This window comes from Gilliamella sp. X-46 (genome assembly GCF_057063525.1).
Window position 1 is genome coordinate 234,956 of record NZ_JBXSQH010000001.1, and the last position, 16,449, is coordinate 251,404.

Consider the following 16,449-nt stretch of genomic DNA (forward strand, 5'->3'; position numbering starts at 1 on the left):
GATGAACATCTCTAGGAACTTCTACTGTTGTAGCCTCATTATAAAGTTTCTTTGACTCTGTAGGAGTTAAAGGACGTCCGAGTCGAGCTTCCTATACTTTCTTCAATGCCGCAAAAGATGGAATATGGTCATGCTCCAACATATCACCAACTACCTCATTAGCTTTTAGTTCTCTATAAGAACCAACATCAAGAGCTTTTACTTTATTCTGAGCCTCTTGAACCAACTCACTTGCTTTTTTTTATCACCTAATTTTAATGCCACTTTAGCTTCTTTTAGGATCTTACCAACAACATCACCTAAACCAGGTATTAATCCAACAGTTGCAATGACATAATCGATACTATCCTCAGCTTCAGCAAATCCTTTTATATCACCAACCACTGGCGTAAAATCTAACAATTAGACCACCTATTGTTTTTAAATTATTAATAACTCGTTCTTGCCTTTTCTGAGTACAAGCTGCATCATCAACTCCACCACAATAATTATTAATAAATACTTGTTCTAATCTTTCTGAAAGTTGTTGGAGTAAAAGATTTAGTAATTACATCATAACACTGTCCAATTATTTTATTAGTTGATATCACTTCTTTTGAACTTGGTGTTCCTAGAGTTTTTTTAGTCGGAATTTCTCTTTCTGTTCCTGCATAATCATTAACCAGTTTTTGAACATCAATATTAGGATCAATAGTACTTCTAGGGGTAGAAGAACTAGCGTTTGCAGTTTTATGTTCATTCGTTCCAACAATATGTTTATTTTGTTGATTCATATTAACAGTTAAATTCGGATTTGCATCTGGTGCAAAATTAGTACCTGGTTTTATGGACGAATTACTACTTTTCGCTCCCTTTTCAGCAATTGAGCAAAACAAGTTAATTATTGAACTTGCATACCGGTTCTAAAAACAACAAGAAAGATCCCTGCTTGTTATCTAGGTATTATTACCACTATGATATTTTTGTTATTATATTCTTAATGATGGGTTCGACAGATAGCTCTAAATTATCGCTATCTATCGTATAACGATTTAATTCAATTTGATTTTCTGCATCAAAAAGTAATTCCCTTAACCATTTCTCTTCTAATGCTAGAATTTGGTGTTCAGCCTCATAAATGCTAGATTGTATTTCTTCCACCCCAATTTTTTTGTTTAAAAAAGAATCACATTTTTTTTTCAATTTATCAACAACATCAGGATATATCCACTTCATCACTTTTCACTCCGTCTTAAAATGGTCGCAATAACTTTACCGTCATTTTAGTGACAACACCTACATCACAACTCCAATGTACAGTCCTCTCCCTTCACCTTGAACATATGCAATGACTTTTTTACCATCTCCATCACATAATTCCGCAAGCTTTGACTGTTCATTGAGTATTGTTGCATTCTCCCATACTAGCATTCCTGCAGAATTATTCCCAACCGCATTTTTACTCGCAGCAATTGAGGTGCTTATGTCACCCACATCTCCAACCACCCACTGAGGTTGATAGAGCCCCATCGCTAATTGAGTTAACGCACTGAAGTTTTGTTTATCAGCTTCAGTGAAGCTTTGATTAGCTCTACCAATTCTAATTTGTCTAGCTTTTTTTGTTTGTTAAATATCGGTTTGAGTGAGTTATTCGCATGCTCGGTATCTCGACTTAATTCGTTAATATCCTGTTTTTGGTCGTCTTTGTTGCGGATAATTATCGTCCCTTCCGATACCGTTGAATGCGTCGTCGAACCGTTCACTTTTGCTCTTGTCCTCGGCTTCTGATGCTATCACAGCCCCTTTCAAGTCATTGTACCGACCTTGATATCAAAACCACGTTTGCTAGCATAAAAAAATTCAAAAAAAGCAGCAAAAAACTTCAATAAAATCAATACCTTTCCTGACTGATTTTTTGTGGGTAAATAGTGTGTTTTTTATGTTTTAAATAGAAGAAGATATTGCACAATAAGCAATACAGCAAGTAGACTTTATTTGCTACCATGGTGCATAAAAATAATAATCACTAAAGTGTATACTAAGCAAAAATTGGCAATTAAAAAAATTAATAATAGAATTCAGTGACAGAATTAACTGTCACTTTCACTGGCAAATACATAAAGTCTAGAGTGAGTCCTAAATTTTATGATTTAGTTAAAAAATATTTAGCAGTTATGATGGTATAGCTAATTTAAAGCTTTTTCAAGTTCGGTAATATTTTTATGCAGTTTTAATCGATCCATACAAGTATTTATTGCTTTTAATGTTACATCTTGTACTAACTGATAATTGTTCATTTCCCAATCACCAAAAGGTTTAACTCTGTCATCTAAAGCTAAATCTTTATCTGAACAAACAAACTCAAAATTGTTAGAACGAATATATGTTGTATAAATAAAATTATACTTATTATCAGTTAACCCATCATAAATTAGTTTAAATTTGTAAGGTTGAACTGTGACTGTATTATTTTTGTCTTTATTTGCATTTATCTTTTTTAATATTGCATACAATTCAGGCGTTAAAATGTCCATCGTTTTATTAGGAACTGACTCGATATATTTGCCTTTTAACTCTTCTTTTGTAAAACTGCTAATTGAACCTGAATTTAAGGTAAATAAAGAAGTTGCAAATTGAACAACTTTTACACCTACTACTTGAGCGGTATCACCTCGTGTCACTATATTTAGATAGTTATTAGTATCTTCTACTACTTGCCCATTAATAGCATTTTCAGTTATAAAATTGATTGTTGAACCATTATTTAAAACTATAGTATCTGTACTAACCGTTTTTGTTTTAGGTAATGGTTCCCTTTTGCTAGAACAAGCAATTAAAATAAAACAACTAACACTTAAAATAAATAATTTTAAAAATTTCATCATTATTCCTTATATAAGCAACTAACAACAGTGTAAATAGATTTCGCTGTTTTTATCATCGACTATTTGATTACAATTAGTTAAGAATTTTTTTGTTCTCTTTTCATTAAGTAATATCTTCATTGACATTTAACAACAATATATATTTATAACATACTGTTTTATTGAAATAAACAAAAAAACATCCAATGACAAACAATACCACTAGGCTGTTAATCGTATTACAGCAATGAAAAGGTTACCTTATAATATCAATTAGGGTAGATACCCCAAAGACAATAAAAAGGAAACAGCTCAGATCAACTAAGATTTACTGCGATAGAAGCGATTTTAATAAATGATGAATCAGTGTGCCACTTTCGAAAATAAATTAATAATCACAACACCAAACATGATAAACCCCATGCCAATTAACGCAGCTAGATCCAACGTTTGTTTTAAAAAGATCCATGCAATTAAGCTTATTAACACAATTCCGATTCCAGACCAGATAGCATATGCAATACCAACAGGAATGGTTTTTAATGCTAACGAAAGTAGATAAAACGAAGCACTATAGCCCAAAATAGTAATAATGGAATAGGTGATATTGGTAAAACCATCGGATAATTTCAATGAAGAAGTTGCAATAACTTCACAAATAATTGCAAAAAAAAGTAATAAATATGAGTTCATATTAATACCTATAATCGTCAAATAAAAAGCTGACTATCTAAAATTAAAATTTTAGAGAAATCAATATCTAATTAACAGTTGAACGTTAATAGATAAAAACAATATTTTGTTGCCTTATTTTGATATCATTAATTATGATAGAAAGGTAAAGATAGATAGCTATTAACGCTTGAAAAGAAAGATCTTTATGATAGCTTAGGCTTCTATTTTAAAAATAACTTATTAATTATCAAAAAAATATAAATAACACTATATACCAAAATAGATCCGCTATTTCTATATAATAACCATTATTATACCTAAAAATAAGGCACTTTGTAGTGCCTTTTTATTTTTAAAATGCGAGCCTGCACTTTTACTTCTAAAAACAAGATTAAATGACTTTTACGTGCTGTTTTTTTTATTTTATATGATTCCTTACATATTGATGTACCTATCCTTCTAGCTATAAAAAATATCTGTTAGCTCTGTTGTTCTGATTAAATTATAGGTAATACTAAAAGCAGTTTGATAGAAGAATTAAAACAAACATGTAAAATTTCTGATGATAAACAAGTATATGATGATTGCCTTTCCCCACATTCAAGATTAAAAATAATAGGTTTATAAGTCTTTTATACTGAATTAGAGGGTTAGCCCTCTTTTTTTATAAGTTTTTTAATCGATATTTTGTGATGTTTTTATTTTGATTAGCGATTAGATAAACGTTAAAATTAAGGAATGGTGGGTTGTGAGGGGATCGAACCCGCGACCAATTGATTAAGAGTTCCTTGCATACACCTTTAAAATCAATAACTTACAAATAAATCAATATTTTATAATGTCGATAAAGGTCGTTAAAGGTTAATAAGGGGCAACTCAACCGCCATTTAACCGCCATTTAAATGTTATTGAAAGGGTTTAATTTTATAGCGTCTTCAAAATGGTCAGGGGCAAAATGTGCATAGCGCATCGTCATTTTGATATCTGTGTGCCCTAGTATTTTTTGTAATACTAAAATATTACCACCATTCATCATAAAGTAACTGGCAAAAGTGTGGCGTAAGACATGGGACAGTTGACGATCGGGTAATTCTATTTGTGCGCGTTTAATTGCAGAACGGAAAGCTGAGTAACACGGAGTAAATAACGTCCCTTTCTTTTTGTTGATTTCGTCAAACAATGGTTTGTCAATCGGTATTGTCCGGTTTTTCTTGCCTTTTGTTTTTAAATATGTAATTGACTGATTTCTTACTTGCTTATCTTGCAACGATTCGGCTTCGCTCCACCTTGCTCCTGTTGCTAAGCATATTTTAATAATCGTTAACAAATCTTTGGCTTTGCTTTCTTTTGCTGACGCTAACAATTTTTTTATTTGCTCCGTCGTTAGATATGCCATTTCTTGCTCGTCAATTCTAAATTGTCGAATGCGATCAACTGGGTTTTTTAATGTCCATTCGCCCAACCGGATCAGTTCGTTAAACATTGCTTTAACATAAGTTAGCTCTAAGTTTAACGTTCTTTGTGAAACCGTCTTAACTCGCTCAGTTCGATAAATTTCACCGCTGAGCCGTTTAGATCTGTATTCTGTAAAATCTTTGGCGGTAAAGTTTGTAGCAATTGGGTTATTTATACTATCTGCAATAAATAACAACGTAGTATAAACATTTTCGCCGTCACTCAGTGTTTTACCGTGTGCGTTGTGCCACAGCTCGATCAGATCTGACAACCGCCGCCGATCTTGCTTTTCAGCAATCCAAGGTTTTGTTGCTGCTTGTTCTTCGATATAGCTTTCATAAGCTAACGCTTCGCCTTTTGTTGCAAATGTTTTGCGAATGCGTCTGCCTCCATCTAAATATTTTTCAAACAGCCACTTGCCGTCATTTTTTTTTCTTACTGTCATTATTAATCACTAATTAGATTCTTTGGCCTTACAAATATTTTTTAACCATTCATCAAGCTTAATTTTTTTACCGTCTTCTAATTGAATCATTGTTGTTATTTTGTTAACTGGTACCATTAACTCTTTATTAGTAGATGTTACATTTACTTTTAAATATTCTTCGTTACTATTGCTTTTGTAATATTCTCTAACCGTGAACAAATCCCTTATCGTTTCACCCGATATACGGTGCGAAAAAGTTACTTGTTGCGGTGGTTCAAATACCAACATAAGGCGAGGTTTATATAATTCGTCTCTTACAAAGTTTGCAAACCCAAACATTTCACTAAGATCTATTTTTAACACTTTTCTACATAAATCTGTAAATTCGTATCGTGTTGATCCTATAAGTATCATTGTTTCTAACTCTCTTTCGTCTGTAACGATTTTGGTGCCTTTTTCTGGATCCGTTAATGTTATATAAAATCGCCCATCCTTATTTAAGGTTAGTTTTGTAATGACACCCTCTAACCTTTGTTTATTATCATAAATTCTAAATGATGCGGGCTTAGTTTCTCCCTCCCAGATAACCGCCACGCCATCTATCATTTTATAATTCATGCTTTCAAAATTTTGCTCTTTGTATTTTTCTTCCTCTATAATTCTAAGACGCTCTGCTCTCTCTAATGCTTTTTGCTGTCTATGCTCTTCTAATTTTTGGTTGATTTTCGCAAAAAAGGAGGTTTTCTCTGCTGGGTTTGTTTCAATGGGTTGGGTGTTTTGTTGTTGTGGATTATTTCTTGTTTTCACTGTTTTTATAACCCACAAAATAAAAGATACAGGTATGGCAAGAATGGAGAAAAGACCTAAAAAAGCAACCAATACATAAGGTTCATTGCCATTTTTGTTTGGCATTAGTATGCAAAAAATAAGAATTAAAAAACTGGCGATAAGCACACGCCCAGAAGTAAATTTTTTTTTCATGCTTTCCATTCCTTTTTAGTTCTTAAAAATACTACTCTTCAATAATTGATACTCATCATCAGTAATAGCACCACTGTTTTTTAGTGCGGCAATTCGTTCTAGTTTTTCTAACGCTTCGCTTGATAGTTCAATTGATTTTTTTTCTGTTTTGATACCGTCGATGTTTGGCTCACCCTCGCCCGTGCAAAGCCAGTTAAGATCTGCACCGGTATCTAATATGCATTTAATTACAAAATCAGAGGGAAACGTATTTCTTTGAACCCTACTACCTATAACGCTGGCCGTAATATCCCATCTATCTGCTAGTGATTTAACAGTTTTTAATTTATATGCAGAAAGAATTCTGTTTATTACGTTTCTACTATTATCAAACTTAATCATTTTTTTTCCATAAACAAAAAACGCATTTCGATGCTTTTTATATTGACAACGCAATACGATGTGAATTACTATTAAAAAACGCAAAACGACATCAAAAAGGTGTCAATAAGAGTTAATAAAGGTCAATAATTCCAAAAAGGACATAATGCACTATGAGCGAGCCAATTTCAATAACTTTAAAATTTGGACCTTGGGTAACTGTCGAACGCTATGCTGAGCTTTCCGGTTTACCTCTTGAAACAGTTAAAAAATATGTCAAAAAAGGGGAGCTTCCGGTCAAGAAGAAACCTGTTTCAGAAAAATCAAGCCGTACCCGTACGCTGATTAATATGTTCGACATTTCGGCGGGTGCAGCATTGGAAAGTAAAAGACGAATCAATTTAATTTTTGAGGTTTAAGCCATGGCTCACTCATTCTATTTAAAAAAGACCACACAGCAACCAACCCCGATCGATATTCAAATCAACATGCACAACCCGAAAGGTTGGATTGAAAAATCAAACGGGCAGGTAATTAAGTTACATAAAAAGCTAATTGCGGATTAACCAAATCAATAAATAAAAGGGGGTAATTATGTTTGAACATGAATCGATTGCTGATTGGGAATGCAGAATGATAAAGCAAGCAATATTAAAAAGTGCAGAAAATCTGCACTTCGATCCTATTTCACTTGCTGATGAGTTGATGACGGCTTTTGAAAAAGTGAATAAACATTACAAGCCCAACTTTAAAAAAGTTGAATCAGTTGAAATCAACACTTGTCAGAACATTTAAATTGTTCGATTTCATCGGCTAACAAAATGCATTGTTGAATCTGCGTGTTTCTCAATTGACTAGCAAGATCTTCAACATCCTTTTTTGACAATAATTTATTAGCAAGCACAGACAAAGCTAATTTTAAGGCAATAACTTCATCTGAGCCGCTAAGAACAGCATTTTTAACTTCGTACGGCATTTTATTTCCTCTTTTTGTTGGGGAATTTGATTATAACAGGTTCTTTTTTTGTTGGGGAACAAAAAAGAAGTGCGAGGCTAGGCGCACTCAATCCTAGCCATTGCAGGGGGTTACATGAACACAATGCAAAATAATCAAACTATTGAGCCACGCAGTTTTTTGCGTGAGTTTTATCAGATATTAAGCGGTAAGCGCAGTTTGGCCAGATCGGCTTTTAACAATTTAAAGCCCGGGCAAAAACGTTTATTGCTGAGTGCGTCTGGCATCGAATTGCGCACAACTGAAATTTATAACTCAGACAGTCAATTTACTCATGCTTGGCAAATGCAATATGACAATCTGACAGATAAAGAGGTCGACGATCTAAAGAAAGGTTTACGTCGGTTGCAAGCAATTATTGATGCATTCGCATTATGTGAAGAAGAAGATTTTAAAAAAGAAACTAAAAAGGTGGCATAAATGAACATGACAGCATTATCGGGCGATGCATTATTGCAAGCCCTAAATAAAGCTAAAGACGAAACTAAAAGCGGGTTATGTGATGTATTCACTGCAAAACTGGAACGACTAGCTACACATATCCGCACTAACTACTTAACACCGACCGAATCTGCCGAGCTACTAGAACAAGAAGCCGAAGCCATTCGATCACAACAACGGGAAAATATTTAATGGCAGATTTAGCAGATATCGCACAAGCACACATTGAAACAGTTGCTGCCGCGGCTGTGAAAAATGCAAGTGCAAAGGTTTACACCGGCAAATCATCACTTTATTGCTGTGAATGTGGCGAGCCGATACCGGAGGCAAGACGTGACGCCGTGCCGGGTTGTAGTTTGTGTGTTTATTGTCAGCAAAAAGAAGAGCACGAGGTAAAGCATGGGGTTAGTAAATAAATTGCGATCCGCCATGGGTTATACCCCACAGCACGTCCGCATACTTGCGGAACTGCAAGAACTGGCGGATCACTTTGAAAAATCTTGGTGTTTTCAGCGTGAAACACCGCTACTTAAAACAAAAAATAAAGGAGAAAAGCAGATGCTTTGTGAATTTGAAAATAAATCTTGCAAAACAATTAAAGTTATAAATATAGATGATCATCAGTTTGAGTTAATTGCGGGGTATGGCGTGCGAGTAATGAGCATCTCTAAAGAGCGAGCAAAAGAATTAAAGTGTGCAACAATCTTTGCTATTGCGAGCGGTAGCGATGCGATTGTTTGTGAAGCAATCGGTTTATATGATTCCGCGGTTAATAACTACACAGATATTCTTGAGTTTGAAATCAAAGAAGTCGAAGCAGAATAAATCAATAATCAATCGGGGCGATTAGCCCCAAATCTTTAAGGTTCAAAAAAATGTGTGTAGAAAAGTCCTTTTTAAAATGGCCGGGAGGTAAAGGCCGAATTATAGATAAGTTATTGCCTCACTTCCCAAAAGATTGTCAATTCATTGAACCTTTTGTCGGCGCAGGCAATGTTTTTATTAATGTATCAGCTAAAAGCTATATTTTGGCTGATAGTAGTCACGATTTAATCAATATATATTCGTGGCTAAAATATGATTTAGCAAAGCTATATAACACGACTAAAGAGTTATTTGATACAGAAAATGATTTTTACGATATTCGAAATCAATTTAATCACCCAAAATTTAGGGGGACGGTAAAGTTAGCGGCTCAGTTTATCTATTTAAATCGACATGGATTTAACGGGATGTGCCGTTATAACAAAAAAGGGGAATTTAATGTCCCGAAAGGAAAACATAAAAATATTTATTTTCCGGGTGCGGAAATGATTAATTTTAGTAATAAATTACTTTATTCCGATGTCTCTTTACTCTGCTGTGATTTCACGCAAACGATTGGGCTGGCGGGTGCCGGATCGGTTATCTATTGCGATCCGCCATATCTAACTAAACATAAAGATAGCTTTGTTGGTTATACGCCGTCAGGTTTTTGTTACTCAGACACCGAGCTATTGGCTAACTGTTTGTATGATGCCGTTTCACGAGGCGCAACCGCAATTATTTCAAACTGCGACAATAGTGCCACGCGTGACATATTCCACCGTTTTAAACTTCACTCAATAGACGCACCGCGGTCAGTGGCAGCAAACGGTAATCGTCAGCCCGCAAAAGAAATTATTGGCGTGTTATCGCCCGGAATGATTTAACGCCACAAAAGGAACTAACAAAATGATGAGAGAAGCATTTAGACAGGTGTTTAAGACATTTTCACGTTTAATTAGTGCTATACGTGCTAAGCCAATGTATCAGGCAATAAAGCAAGGTAAAGGGAAAGGCAAATCTGCCCACACGCCCACGGGTATAGCAAAAGCTCGCCGAGCGGCTAAAAAGATGCGTAATAAAAAACGTAGCAGGTATTTAGAGGCTAGATAATGAAATTACATAACTTAAAAATTCAAACAGAACATTTTGAAGCGATTTTAGCGGGAAGAAAAACAGCAGAATTACGTATCAACGATCGTAATTATAACGTAGGTGATGTGCTGTGTTTACACGAGTTTGCCAGTGGCAATTATACGTGCCGCAAAATTCGTCGATACATTTCTCACATATTAGAAGATGAAAAATATCTACAGAAAGGCTATGTAATGCTTAGTTTTGTCAAAGATAGTCAGTTAACATCAGCACAAGAATAACATGACCACGATCACGCAAAACCTACCACCAATCAGCAACAGGGCTAAATCTGCCCTGCTTTTAGCTATGCGTGATTTTTACGACACGATCGGCAAGTTTTTACCAACAAAGCACATTCAGCCAAAATCGCAATACGCAACCAGTCGCAGACCACCCAAAGAATTGACTATTATTGAGCGCCCGTTATGGGAGCACATACCGCATGAGTATGATTATTTTCACCCGTATTTTAGTGATTCCCCTTTGTTTATTGGCAGGTACTTCGCTAGAAAATACTTAACAATATATCAAGAAAAAGGCTCAAAAGTTGCTAATACCTATTTACGCACCTGCGGGCTAATTCGTTGCACCGAAGTGCAGCAGCAATACGCAATCGAAAATGCAGGAAAAAGCCTGATTGTACAGGAATTCTATAAACAGCTATCGATATTACCAACTTTAGACAAAATCGACGTTGAAGAGCTTGCCGGAAAGATTGCCGGCTATATGCACAATCTAATTATCAAGTTTTTAGAAACCGACGAATTTAAGTTAAGTTGTGCGGGTGAAAATAGCCACGAATTAGCTATCTATAAATTTGCATTAGAGCAACTCAAACCGTTAAAAATTACAGCACCTTACTACGCCGATTATAAGAAAGGTGAAATCAACGAACAGCAAATTGTTATCGCTTTGGCAAAATTATCAGATAACAAATGGTGGCAAAGCAGATTAAAGCGGAAATGGGGTTTTCAACGTGAGCATTTAGCCATTGCTGCTGGGCAAGTGCAAAAGCACGCTAGTCCATACGCAAGCCGTACTTGCGTGGGTGAATGGAAAGAGCAAAAAAGGAAAAATCGGGAATGGCTCAAAAATCAATGTATAGAAAATACTGAAACAGGCGAGCAATTTGAACTTGTTTTACAGGTCGATAAATCCAATGCCAACCCTGCTATTCGCCGTTGCGAATTAATGGTCCGTATGCGTGGGTTTGAAGATATTGCGGATGAATTCGGCTATGAAGGAGCATTTATAACATTGACTGCGCCGTCAAAATATCACTCCGTACATGCCAAAGGTGGGTTTGTCAAAAACTGGAACGGCTGCACACCACGGGACACGCAGCGTTATTTATGCGGCGTATGGGCAAAAATTCGAGCAAAGCTAAACAGAGAGCGTATAAAAATTTTTGGGTTTAGAGTTGCTGAGCCACATCACGACGGTACGCCGCATTGGCATATTTTAGTTTTTATGCTACCAGAACACAAACAGCAAGTTTATGAAATTATGCAAACCTATGCACTAGAAGAAGACGGCGGCGAACAAGGTGCGCAGTACGCCCGCTTTAAGTTTGAAAATATCGAAAAAGAGAAAGGTTCGGCAACGGGTTACATTGCTAAATATATCTCTAAAAATATTGATGGTTATCAGCTTGACAGCGAGGTCGATGACGAAACCGGGCAAAATCTAAAAGAAATGGCGAAGAACGTAACGGCTTGGGCTAGCCGTTGGGGTATTCGTCAATTCCAACAAATTGGCGGCGCACCCGTAACGGTTTGGCGTGAACTTCGTAGACTTGGCAGTCAAAAGGTCGAAAGCCCAGCAATCGACCCTGTGCTTGCCGCGGCAGATGCTGGCGACTGGGCTGCTTACACTCAGTTACAAGGCGGTGCTATGGTTAAACGTAAAGAGCTGAGGGTAAGGATTTCGTACGAAGAAGCTCAAAACCAATTTGAAGAAGACATCAAAAAGATTAAGGGGGTATTTTCCCCTATCATCGGCATGGCTTCTTTTATATGCACTCGTTTAATAAAGTGGGCTATTGTTTCTAAAAATAGGAGCGATAGCGACGCTCGGAGTTCTGTCAATAACTGTACGGAGGTTAAAAAATCACCTCTAGACGATCAGCGTGAAGAAATTAGAAAACAATTAAAAACAATCGGTCTTCCTGATGATAATTTCACCATAAACAAGCTTTATTTACGTGAAAGTATAAAAATTAGCCACAACCAATATTTAAAATTAGATAACACTTTGGACGGTGTGCATCTCATCGTTAGCAATTCGCCAAGCCGGCCTAAAAAGCCCGTTAAAAATGATTTTGTTGAGTTTGATTTTTGATAATTTGGGATAAATACACATGTTGACAATAAAAGTAAAACCGATATATAGTAAAAATACGTTAGCAAAATCTAACGTCAAGATTGACCTCTTGAAACTTACAAAGAGCATAACCGCTCAAAGCGGTATTTTTATGCGCGCTTAGTCATACCTATTCTATGGTGGGCTGGGCAAGGGCTTCGAAAGAAGCGCCGTTTTCTTTGTAGGCGGTAAGGTCAACCTTGTTCAGTTCACCACCAATAATTGACCTTGTTGGCGGTGTTTACTTAATTTATTATACAAAGGTAAATACTATGAAAAACTTTAACCAACTTACAACAGTTGACACATCAGAAAACGTTATCATCCATCTAAATAATTTTGCAAAAATCGAACAAGCCGAAACAATCGCCCGTAATTGCATCAATGCACATTCAACCCCTGCCGATTTTATGGTTATAATTTGCTGTATTGCGGATTTATTGCATTCAGTAATAGAACAATATGAATAAAACTGAGTGAATTTTTTGGGCGGTAAATTCAACCTTGTTCAGTTTACCGCCAAATGCTTTATATGGTTTTATGTAATAAAAATCAGATAGTTAGACATTGATCACATTTTTTTAATTTTTTCTTGCCAAGTGATGGCCGTATAAATATACTGTATTTATGTACAGTTATTAAAGGATGAAAAAAATGGATCAAATAACAATAAATAGCATTAAGTTAGAGCAAGCCGAATTTTTAAACAAATTAATGATTGATGCTGAGTTATCAAAAAATGATATAAAAATTGGCTTATGTTTGTTGCATGAAATATTATTAAAAATGAAAGATATTGACAAAACCAAAACTAAGCAGGATTAATCACATCAAAAGCCAGTTGATTACCTCGGCTGGCTAAATACGCATTTAACCTATCCAAGCCCTTAGCGCTTGGGCTTAACACTCTGTCAAATTCTGATTTAATTCTAAACGTTAAACCGCACTCTGGATCTGAGCATGAACAATATTGATAATTTAGCAGCTTGTGAGTGCGGGCGGTTTTTGTGATTACGGCTTTTTGGCCACATTCGGGGCAAAGTAATAAAGGGGTTCGGCTCATGTTATTACCTCATATCTACACACAAGCCTATTATATCATAATTTTCTATTTACTCACTTGTTAATGGTGCTATTTTTTCGAATTTTAACAACAATTTATCTTTAAATGGTGAACGTTGGATATCGTCATCATGGTTTATAGTTTCAGTAATTAGATCTTGCAGTACTTTCGTCTCTGTCGCCATGTAATTTTTACGTAATTTATCAATATCACCATTATTACTGCCATTCTGCGCAACAACACCCGCCAGCCCCGCCGGATATCTGTGCGCATTTAATAAATCTTGTGACGAAATCGTCTTAATGTTAGCAAATTCATCTTTTGCGCTCATGTCGCCGACCGGGATCAGTTTTACGCCATCCGGGCTGCCATTTGGTATATTGATAAACATACTGCGGAAGTTACCAACGCCTTTACTTTTTGCAATTTTTTCTTTTATTTCTTCTTCCAGTTCGTCGCTTAAATTTGGATCAGTTGCGTAAAAAATGTAACCCATGTGCGCGCCGTTATTATAATATCTTCGTCTGAACATTGTAGATTCACTATTGAGCATTGCACTATTTACGCCACCCATATAATCCGGTAGTCCATAAATGCGCTGGGTAGTGTCTGGTTGACGAATATAAATTACATCACCTGGATCATATGTAATTGAGCCGTTTTTTTGTGGTAATACATATCCGCCGATTTGTGTTTCAGTAGCATCTTTTTTTACTCTAAAGTAAAGCGACATGAGCGGGTATAATTCGGTAACTTGGCCAAAAATATTACGGCGTTTTAATAATGGTAAATCACCAAAAACAATCAGATTTAAAAAGCACTCTAACGCATGTTGATAGCTGAGTCCGCCGCCAATAAAAGTGCTTAATAACATATTTCGGCGAGCATAAACAATACCGCCATGTTGTGAGTTGATACTGGGTAATTGTGATAATGCTAATCTATCTACGGGTGTGGTGTAGCATTCGCTTTCGTATTCATTGCGCACACTTTGATAATAAGTTAAGTCGGTAAGTACCGTCTCGGGTTGCTCAAATGTGATCACACTCATTTTTTTTGTATTAGTTTGGCTCGGTGTTCGTTTGAATTTTTGTAAAGAATTTTTCATTTTATATTATCCATTTTGATTGCTTTTTATTTGTGTTGAGCGGTTCGCGATAAACGGCGTGGGCAATTGCAAAAAAATCGTCGGCGTGGCCTGTTGATTCTGATCGGCTGGCGGCGTAGGTGATCATGTTTGACTTTGGTGTTGCAACTTGCTCAATAGATAAAAAGGACGCATTTAATGCGTTTAGTTCCTCGCCCCACTCTATGCGCCCACTTTCAACAACATCAATCATTTTTAAAACCAATTGATTTTTTGTTCTCACATCGTAATGAATGGGTACTGTTTCACGCAGTGCAAACGTTTGTAAATGCTCATAAACACCGTACCCGATCCCTGTAATATCTACCCCGATGTAGGTCATTCTGTACTTAGCTTTAATTTCTTTTATTTTGTTGGCCATATGTTTAAAATTAAGACCTTTCCACTGATAAATTTCTAATACTCTGAATTTTTCCAGTTCATGCAATGGCGGGGCAACAACGGCAAATGTCGCATTATCCCTCGTGCGGCTTGGGTCAAAACCTGCCCAAACCTCCCTATTTCCGAATGGTCGATCGGCATTAGCATCGAAATCTTGCCACAATGCCGAATCAGTAACACATTTTTGTAATTTATCAAAATTAAATACGCTTCTGCCGCCATCAGCAAATTTACAGCAATATAGAATATTAAACGCTTCTGCGCTTTTAGATTCACGTATATCATCAATATCAGCCAAATCAAAGCCTTGCGCTATTGCGTCTTCTAATGTAATCAGTAACCGCCAAAATTTATCAGGGCAAACCGTGCCATTCATGCGTAACGATTCATCACTTGGAAATTCAATATCTTTACGCTTTTGATCTCCCTCTTTCCATTCTTCCCCTACCCATTTTTTATATGCCGGATGTGTTTTTGTGCTCGGTGTTGAAAATAGCGTTTCCCGGTATTGTTTTTGTGTCGCCATTCCTGATGCTGCAGTATACAGATCGGAAAATTTAGACATCCAAAAAACTTCGTCAAAATAAACATTACCGGCATAGCTTTGTGCTGTTGATACATTGTTAGCGCATAAAATTAAGTTTGCATGATTGCTTAATGTAATTAAATCCCCACCTTTTAGCTGCACATCAAAAAACTGCTCCGCTATTTTTTTAATATACATAGCAAAAACACGGGCTTGCGGTTTTGATGATGATACAAATATTTGGTTATTACCCGTTAACACTGCGTCTTCAAATGCTTCAAATGCAAAATAAAAGGTAAAACCTATCTGCCGGCTTTTTAGAATAAATCGCCGTCTATGCTCGCCAAGGTTATCCCTAACGTATAGCTGATGTTTATATAAAATTTCACTAGCTACCCTATCAAAATCATCTTTTGTTAGATGTGAAATATCATTCTTTTTAGGCTTCTTGCGCTTTTTAGTTTGCTTGTCCGCTCCATTATTTTGCTGTTCGTTGTTGTTTGTTTCATCAACATTAAAAACCGGTGCGTTTTTTTGTTTTGCTCGAACTAATTTACATTGCTGTTCAATTAATCGCTCAATTTCATCTAATTCTAATTGATTTTTATTGTCTCGTTCTATTAACAAAGTAAGTCGTCGATCTATTGCATCTTCGACCGCCTCCTCTTTTAACATTGATGCCCAGCAGTGCTTTTCAGCCCAGTAGTATACGATCCGCGCATTCGGCAGATTTAACGCTTTGGCGATTTCTTTAGGTGTATAACGTTTTAAATATAACGTATACGCCGCTCGTTTAATTTCGGGGTTATATCGTTTCATGCGGTTATTGTCGT

At 36.0% G+C, this 16,449-nt stretch carries 27 protein-coding genes; 13 read left to right on the plus strand and 14 right to left on the minus strand.

The features are described 5' to 3' along the window. Positions 1 to 198: 198 nt before the first annotated feature. The 10 genes from ACYIAJ_RS01130 to ACYIAJ_RS01175 all read right to left on the minus strand — a co-directional run bounded on the left by ACYIAJ_RS01130 (position 199) and on the right by ACYIAJ_RS01175 (position 6,762). Positions 199 to 402, minus strand: coding sequence for a hypothetical protein (locus tag ACYIAJ_RS01130; protein ID WP_483558014.1), 204 nt, complete (start codon positions 400 to 402; stop codon positions 199 to 201). Positions 403 to 491: 89 nt separating this feature from the next. After that, positions 492 to 773 (minus strand): polymorphic toxin type 50 domain-containing protein, encoded by a 282-nt coding sequence (locus tag ACYIAJ_RS01135; RefSeq protein WP_483558012.1) that lies wholly within the window; start codon positions 771 to 773, stop codon positions 492 to 494. Positions 774 to 951: 178 nt separating this feature from the next. Next, complete coding sequence (locus ACYIAJ_RS01140; protein WP_483558405.1) at positions 952 to 1,215, minus strand: hypothetical protein; 264 nt, start codon at positions 1,213 to 1,215, stop codon at positions 952 to 954. A 60-nt stretch (positions 1,216 to 1,275) separates the two neighbouring features. Then, positions 1,276 to 1,473 carry a hypothetical protein gene (locus ACYIAJ_RS01145; RefSeq protein ID WP_483558424.1) on the minus strand — a complete coding sequence of 66 codons (198 nt, stop codon included), beginning with the start codon at positions 1,471 to 1,473 and terminating at the stop codon, positions 1,276 to 1,278. A gap of 47 nt (positions 1,474 to 1,520) precedes the next feature. Then, positions 1,521 to 1,742 (minus strand): hypothetical protein, encoded by a 222-nt coding sequence (locus ACYIAJ_RS01150; protein WP_483558010.1) that lies wholly within the window; start codon positions 1,740 to 1,742, stop codon positions 1,521 to 1,523. A gap of 423 nt (positions 1,743 to 2,165) precedes the next feature. Next, complete coding sequence (locus ACYIAJ_RS01155) at positions 2,166 to 2,861, minus strand: hypothetical protein (protein WP_483558008.1); 696 nt, start codon at positions 2,859 to 2,861, stop codon at positions 2,166 to 2,168. Between the two features lie 345 nt (positions 2,862 to 3,206). Further along, the gene (locus ACYIAJ_RS01160) at positions 3,207 to 3,536 is read right to left on the minus strand and encodes a DMT family transporter (RefSeq protein ID WP_483558006.1); all 330 of its coding nucleotides are present in this window, start codon (positions 3,534 to 3,536) and stop codon (positions 3,207 to 3,209) included. A gap of 880 nt (positions 3,537 to 4,416) precedes the next feature. Continuing rightward, on the minus strand, positions 4,417 to 5,418 hold the full coding sequence (locus ACYIAJ_RS01165; protein ID WP_483558004.1) for a phage integrase: 1,002 nt from the start codon (positions 5,416 to 5,418) through the stop codon (positions 4,417 to 4,419). A 9-nt stretch (positions 5,419 to 5,427) separates the two neighbouring features. After that, positions 5,428 to 6,381, minus strand: a complete 954-nt coding sequence (locus ACYIAJ_RS01170; RefSeq protein WP_483564181.1) for a hypothetical protein — start codon at positions 6,379 to 6,381, stop codon at positions 5,428 to 5,430. A 15-nt stretch (positions 6,382 to 6,396) separates the two neighbouring features. Next, positions 6,397 to 6,762: a helix-turn-helix transcriptional regulator gene (locus ACYIAJ_RS01175; RefSeq protein WP_483564182.1), complete on the minus strand. Its 366-nt coding sequence runs from the start codon at positions 6,760 to 6,762 to the stop codon at positions 6,397 to 6,399. Positions 6,763 to 6,914: 152 nt separating this feature from the next. On the opposite strand from ACYIAJ_RS01175, the gene ACYIAJ_RS01180 reads away from it, so the two are divergent. Genes ACYIAJ_RS01180 through ACYIAJ_RS01190 form a run of 3 tightly spaced genes read left to right on the plus strand, consistent with a single transcriptional unit; the run spans position 6,915 to position 7,536 of the window. Next, a complete protein-coding gene (locus ACYIAJ_RS01180) occupies positions 6,915 to 7,160 on the plus strand; it encodes a hypothetical protein (protein ID WP_483564183.1) in 246 nt (81 codons plus the stop codon). A gap of 3 nt (positions 7,161 to 7,163) precedes the next feature. Next, complete coding sequence (locus tag ACYIAJ_RS01185) at positions 7,164 to 7,307, plus strand: hypothetical protein (protein ID WP_483564184.1); 144 nt, start codon at positions 7,164 to 7,166, stop codon at positions 7,305 to 7,307. A gap of 28 nt (positions 7,308 to 7,335) precedes the next feature. Continuing rightward, positions 7,336 to 7,536 carry a hypothetical protein gene (locus ACYIAJ_RS01190; RefSeq protein WP_483564185.1) on the plus strand — a complete coding sequence of 67 codons (201 nt, stop codon included), beginning with the start codon at positions 7,336 to 7,338 and terminating at the stop codon, positions 7,534 to 7,536. Here the strand turns inward: ACYIAJ_RS01190 and ACYIAJ_RS01195 are convergent. After that, positions 7,514 to 7,717, minus strand: coding sequence for a hypothetical protein (locus ACYIAJ_RS01195; RefSeq protein WP_483564186.1), 204 nt, complete (start codon positions 7,715 to 7,717; stop codon positions 7,514 to 7,516). The genes ACYIAJ_RS01190 and ACYIAJ_RS01195 overlap by 23 nt on opposite strands. A 114-nt stretch (positions 7,718 to 7,831) precedes the next feature. On the opposite strand from ACYIAJ_RS01195, the gene ACYIAJ_RS01200 reads away from it, so the two are divergent. The 10 genes from ACYIAJ_RS01200 (at position 7,832) to ACYIAJ_RS01245 (ending at position 13,324) form a co-directional block, all read left to right on the plus strand. Further along, positions 7,832 to 8,176 (plus strand): hypothetical protein, encoded by a 345-nt coding sequence (locus ACYIAJ_RS01200; RefSeq protein WP_483564187.1) that lies wholly within the window; start codon positions 7,832 to 7,834, stop codon positions 8,174 to 8,176. Then, a complete protein-coding gene (locus ACYIAJ_RS01205; protein ID WP_483564188.1) occupies positions 8,177 to 8,389 on the plus strand; it encodes a DUF2732 family protein in 213 nt (70 codons plus the stop codon). It abuts the gene before it with no gap. Beyond that, positions 8,389 to 8,613 carry a TraR/DksA C4-type zinc finger protein gene (locus ACYIAJ_RS01210; RefSeq protein ID WP_065585295.1) on the plus strand — a complete coding sequence of 75 codons (225 nt, stop codon included), beginning with the start codon at positions 8,389 to 8,391 and terminating at the stop codon, positions 8,611 to 8,613. The genes ACYIAJ_RS01205 and ACYIAJ_RS01210 overlap by 1 nt, the downstream gene beginning before the upstream one ends. Then, positions 8,597 to 9,022, plus strand: a complete 426-nt coding sequence (locus tag ACYIAJ_RS01215; RefSeq protein WP_483564189.1) for a hypothetical protein — start codon at positions 8,597 to 8,599, stop codon at positions 9,020 to 9,022. The genes ACYIAJ_RS01210 and ACYIAJ_RS01215 overlap by 17 nt, the downstream gene beginning before the upstream one ends. Positions 9,023 to 9,072: 50 nt before the next feature. Continuing rightward, a complete protein-coding gene (locus ACYIAJ_RS01220; protein ID WP_483564190.1) occupies positions 9,073 to 9,888 on the plus strand; it encodes a DNA adenine methylase in 816 nt (271 codons plus the stop codon). Positions 9,889 to 9,910: 22 nt separating this feature from the next. Beyond that, the gene (locus tag ACYIAJ_RS01225) at positions 9,911 to 10,114 is read left to right on the plus strand and encodes a hypothetical protein (protein ID WP_483564191.1); all 204 of its coding nucleotides are present in this window, start codon (positions 9,911 to 9,913) and stop codon (positions 10,112 to 10,114) included. Then, on the plus strand, positions 10,114 to 10,377 hold the full coding sequence (locus tag ACYIAJ_RS01230; protein WP_483564192.1) for a DUF3850 domain-containing protein: 264 nt from the start codon (positions 10,114 to 10,116) through the stop codon (positions 10,375 to 10,377). The genes ACYIAJ_RS01225 and ACYIAJ_RS01230 overlap by 1 nt, the downstream gene beginning before the upstream one ends. Before the next feature lies 1 nt (position 10,378). After that, positions 10,379 to 12,478, plus strand: a complete 2,100-nt coding sequence (locus tag ACYIAJ_RS01235; protein ID WP_483564193.1) for a replication endonuclease — start codon at positions 10,379 to 10,381, stop codon at positions 12,476 to 12,478. Positions 12,479 to 12,771: 293 nt separating this feature from the next. Continuing rightward, complete coding sequence (locus tag ACYIAJ_RS01240; RefSeq protein WP_483557980.1) at positions 12,772 to 12,969, plus strand: hypothetical protein; 198 nt, start codon at positions 12,772 to 12,774, stop codon at positions 12,967 to 12,969. 184 nt (positions 12,970 to 13,153) lie between these two features. Next, on the plus strand, positions 13,154 to 13,324 hold the full coding sequence (locus ACYIAJ_RS01245; RefSeq protein ID WP_483557978.1) for a hypothetical protein: 171 nt from the start codon (positions 13,154 to 13,156) through the stop codon (positions 13,322 to 13,324). On the opposite strand, the gene ACYIAJ_RS01250 is transcribed toward ACYIAJ_RS01245, so the two are convergent. The 3 genes from ACYIAJ_RS01250 to ACYIAJ_RS01260 are packed head-to-tail and all read right to left on the minus strand — an operon-like array spanning position 13,311 to position 16,435. Further along, a complete protein-coding gene (locus ACYIAJ_RS01250) occupies positions 13,311 to 13,562 on the minus strand; it encodes an ogr/Delta-like zinc finger family protein (protein ID WP_483557976.1) in 252 nt (83 codons plus the stop codon). The two genes, ACYIAJ_RS01245 and ACYIAJ_RS01250, sit on opposite strands and share 14 nt — an antisense overlap. Positions 13,563 to 13,611: 49 nt before the next feature. After that, positions 13,612 to 14,670 (minus strand): phage portal protein, encoded by a 1,059-nt coding sequence (locus tag ACYIAJ_RS01255; RefSeq protein ID WP_483557974.1) that lies wholly within the window; start codon positions 14,668 to 14,670, stop codon positions 13,612 to 13,614. 1 nt (position 14,671) lies between these two features. Beyond that, positions 14,672 to 16,435: a terminase large subunit domain-containing protein gene (locus ACYIAJ_RS01260; protein ID WP_483557973.1), complete on the minus strand. Its 1,764-nt coding sequence runs from the start codon at positions 16,433 to 16,435 to the stop codon at positions 14,672 to 14,674. Positions 16,436 to 16,449 lie beyond the last annotated feature (14 nt).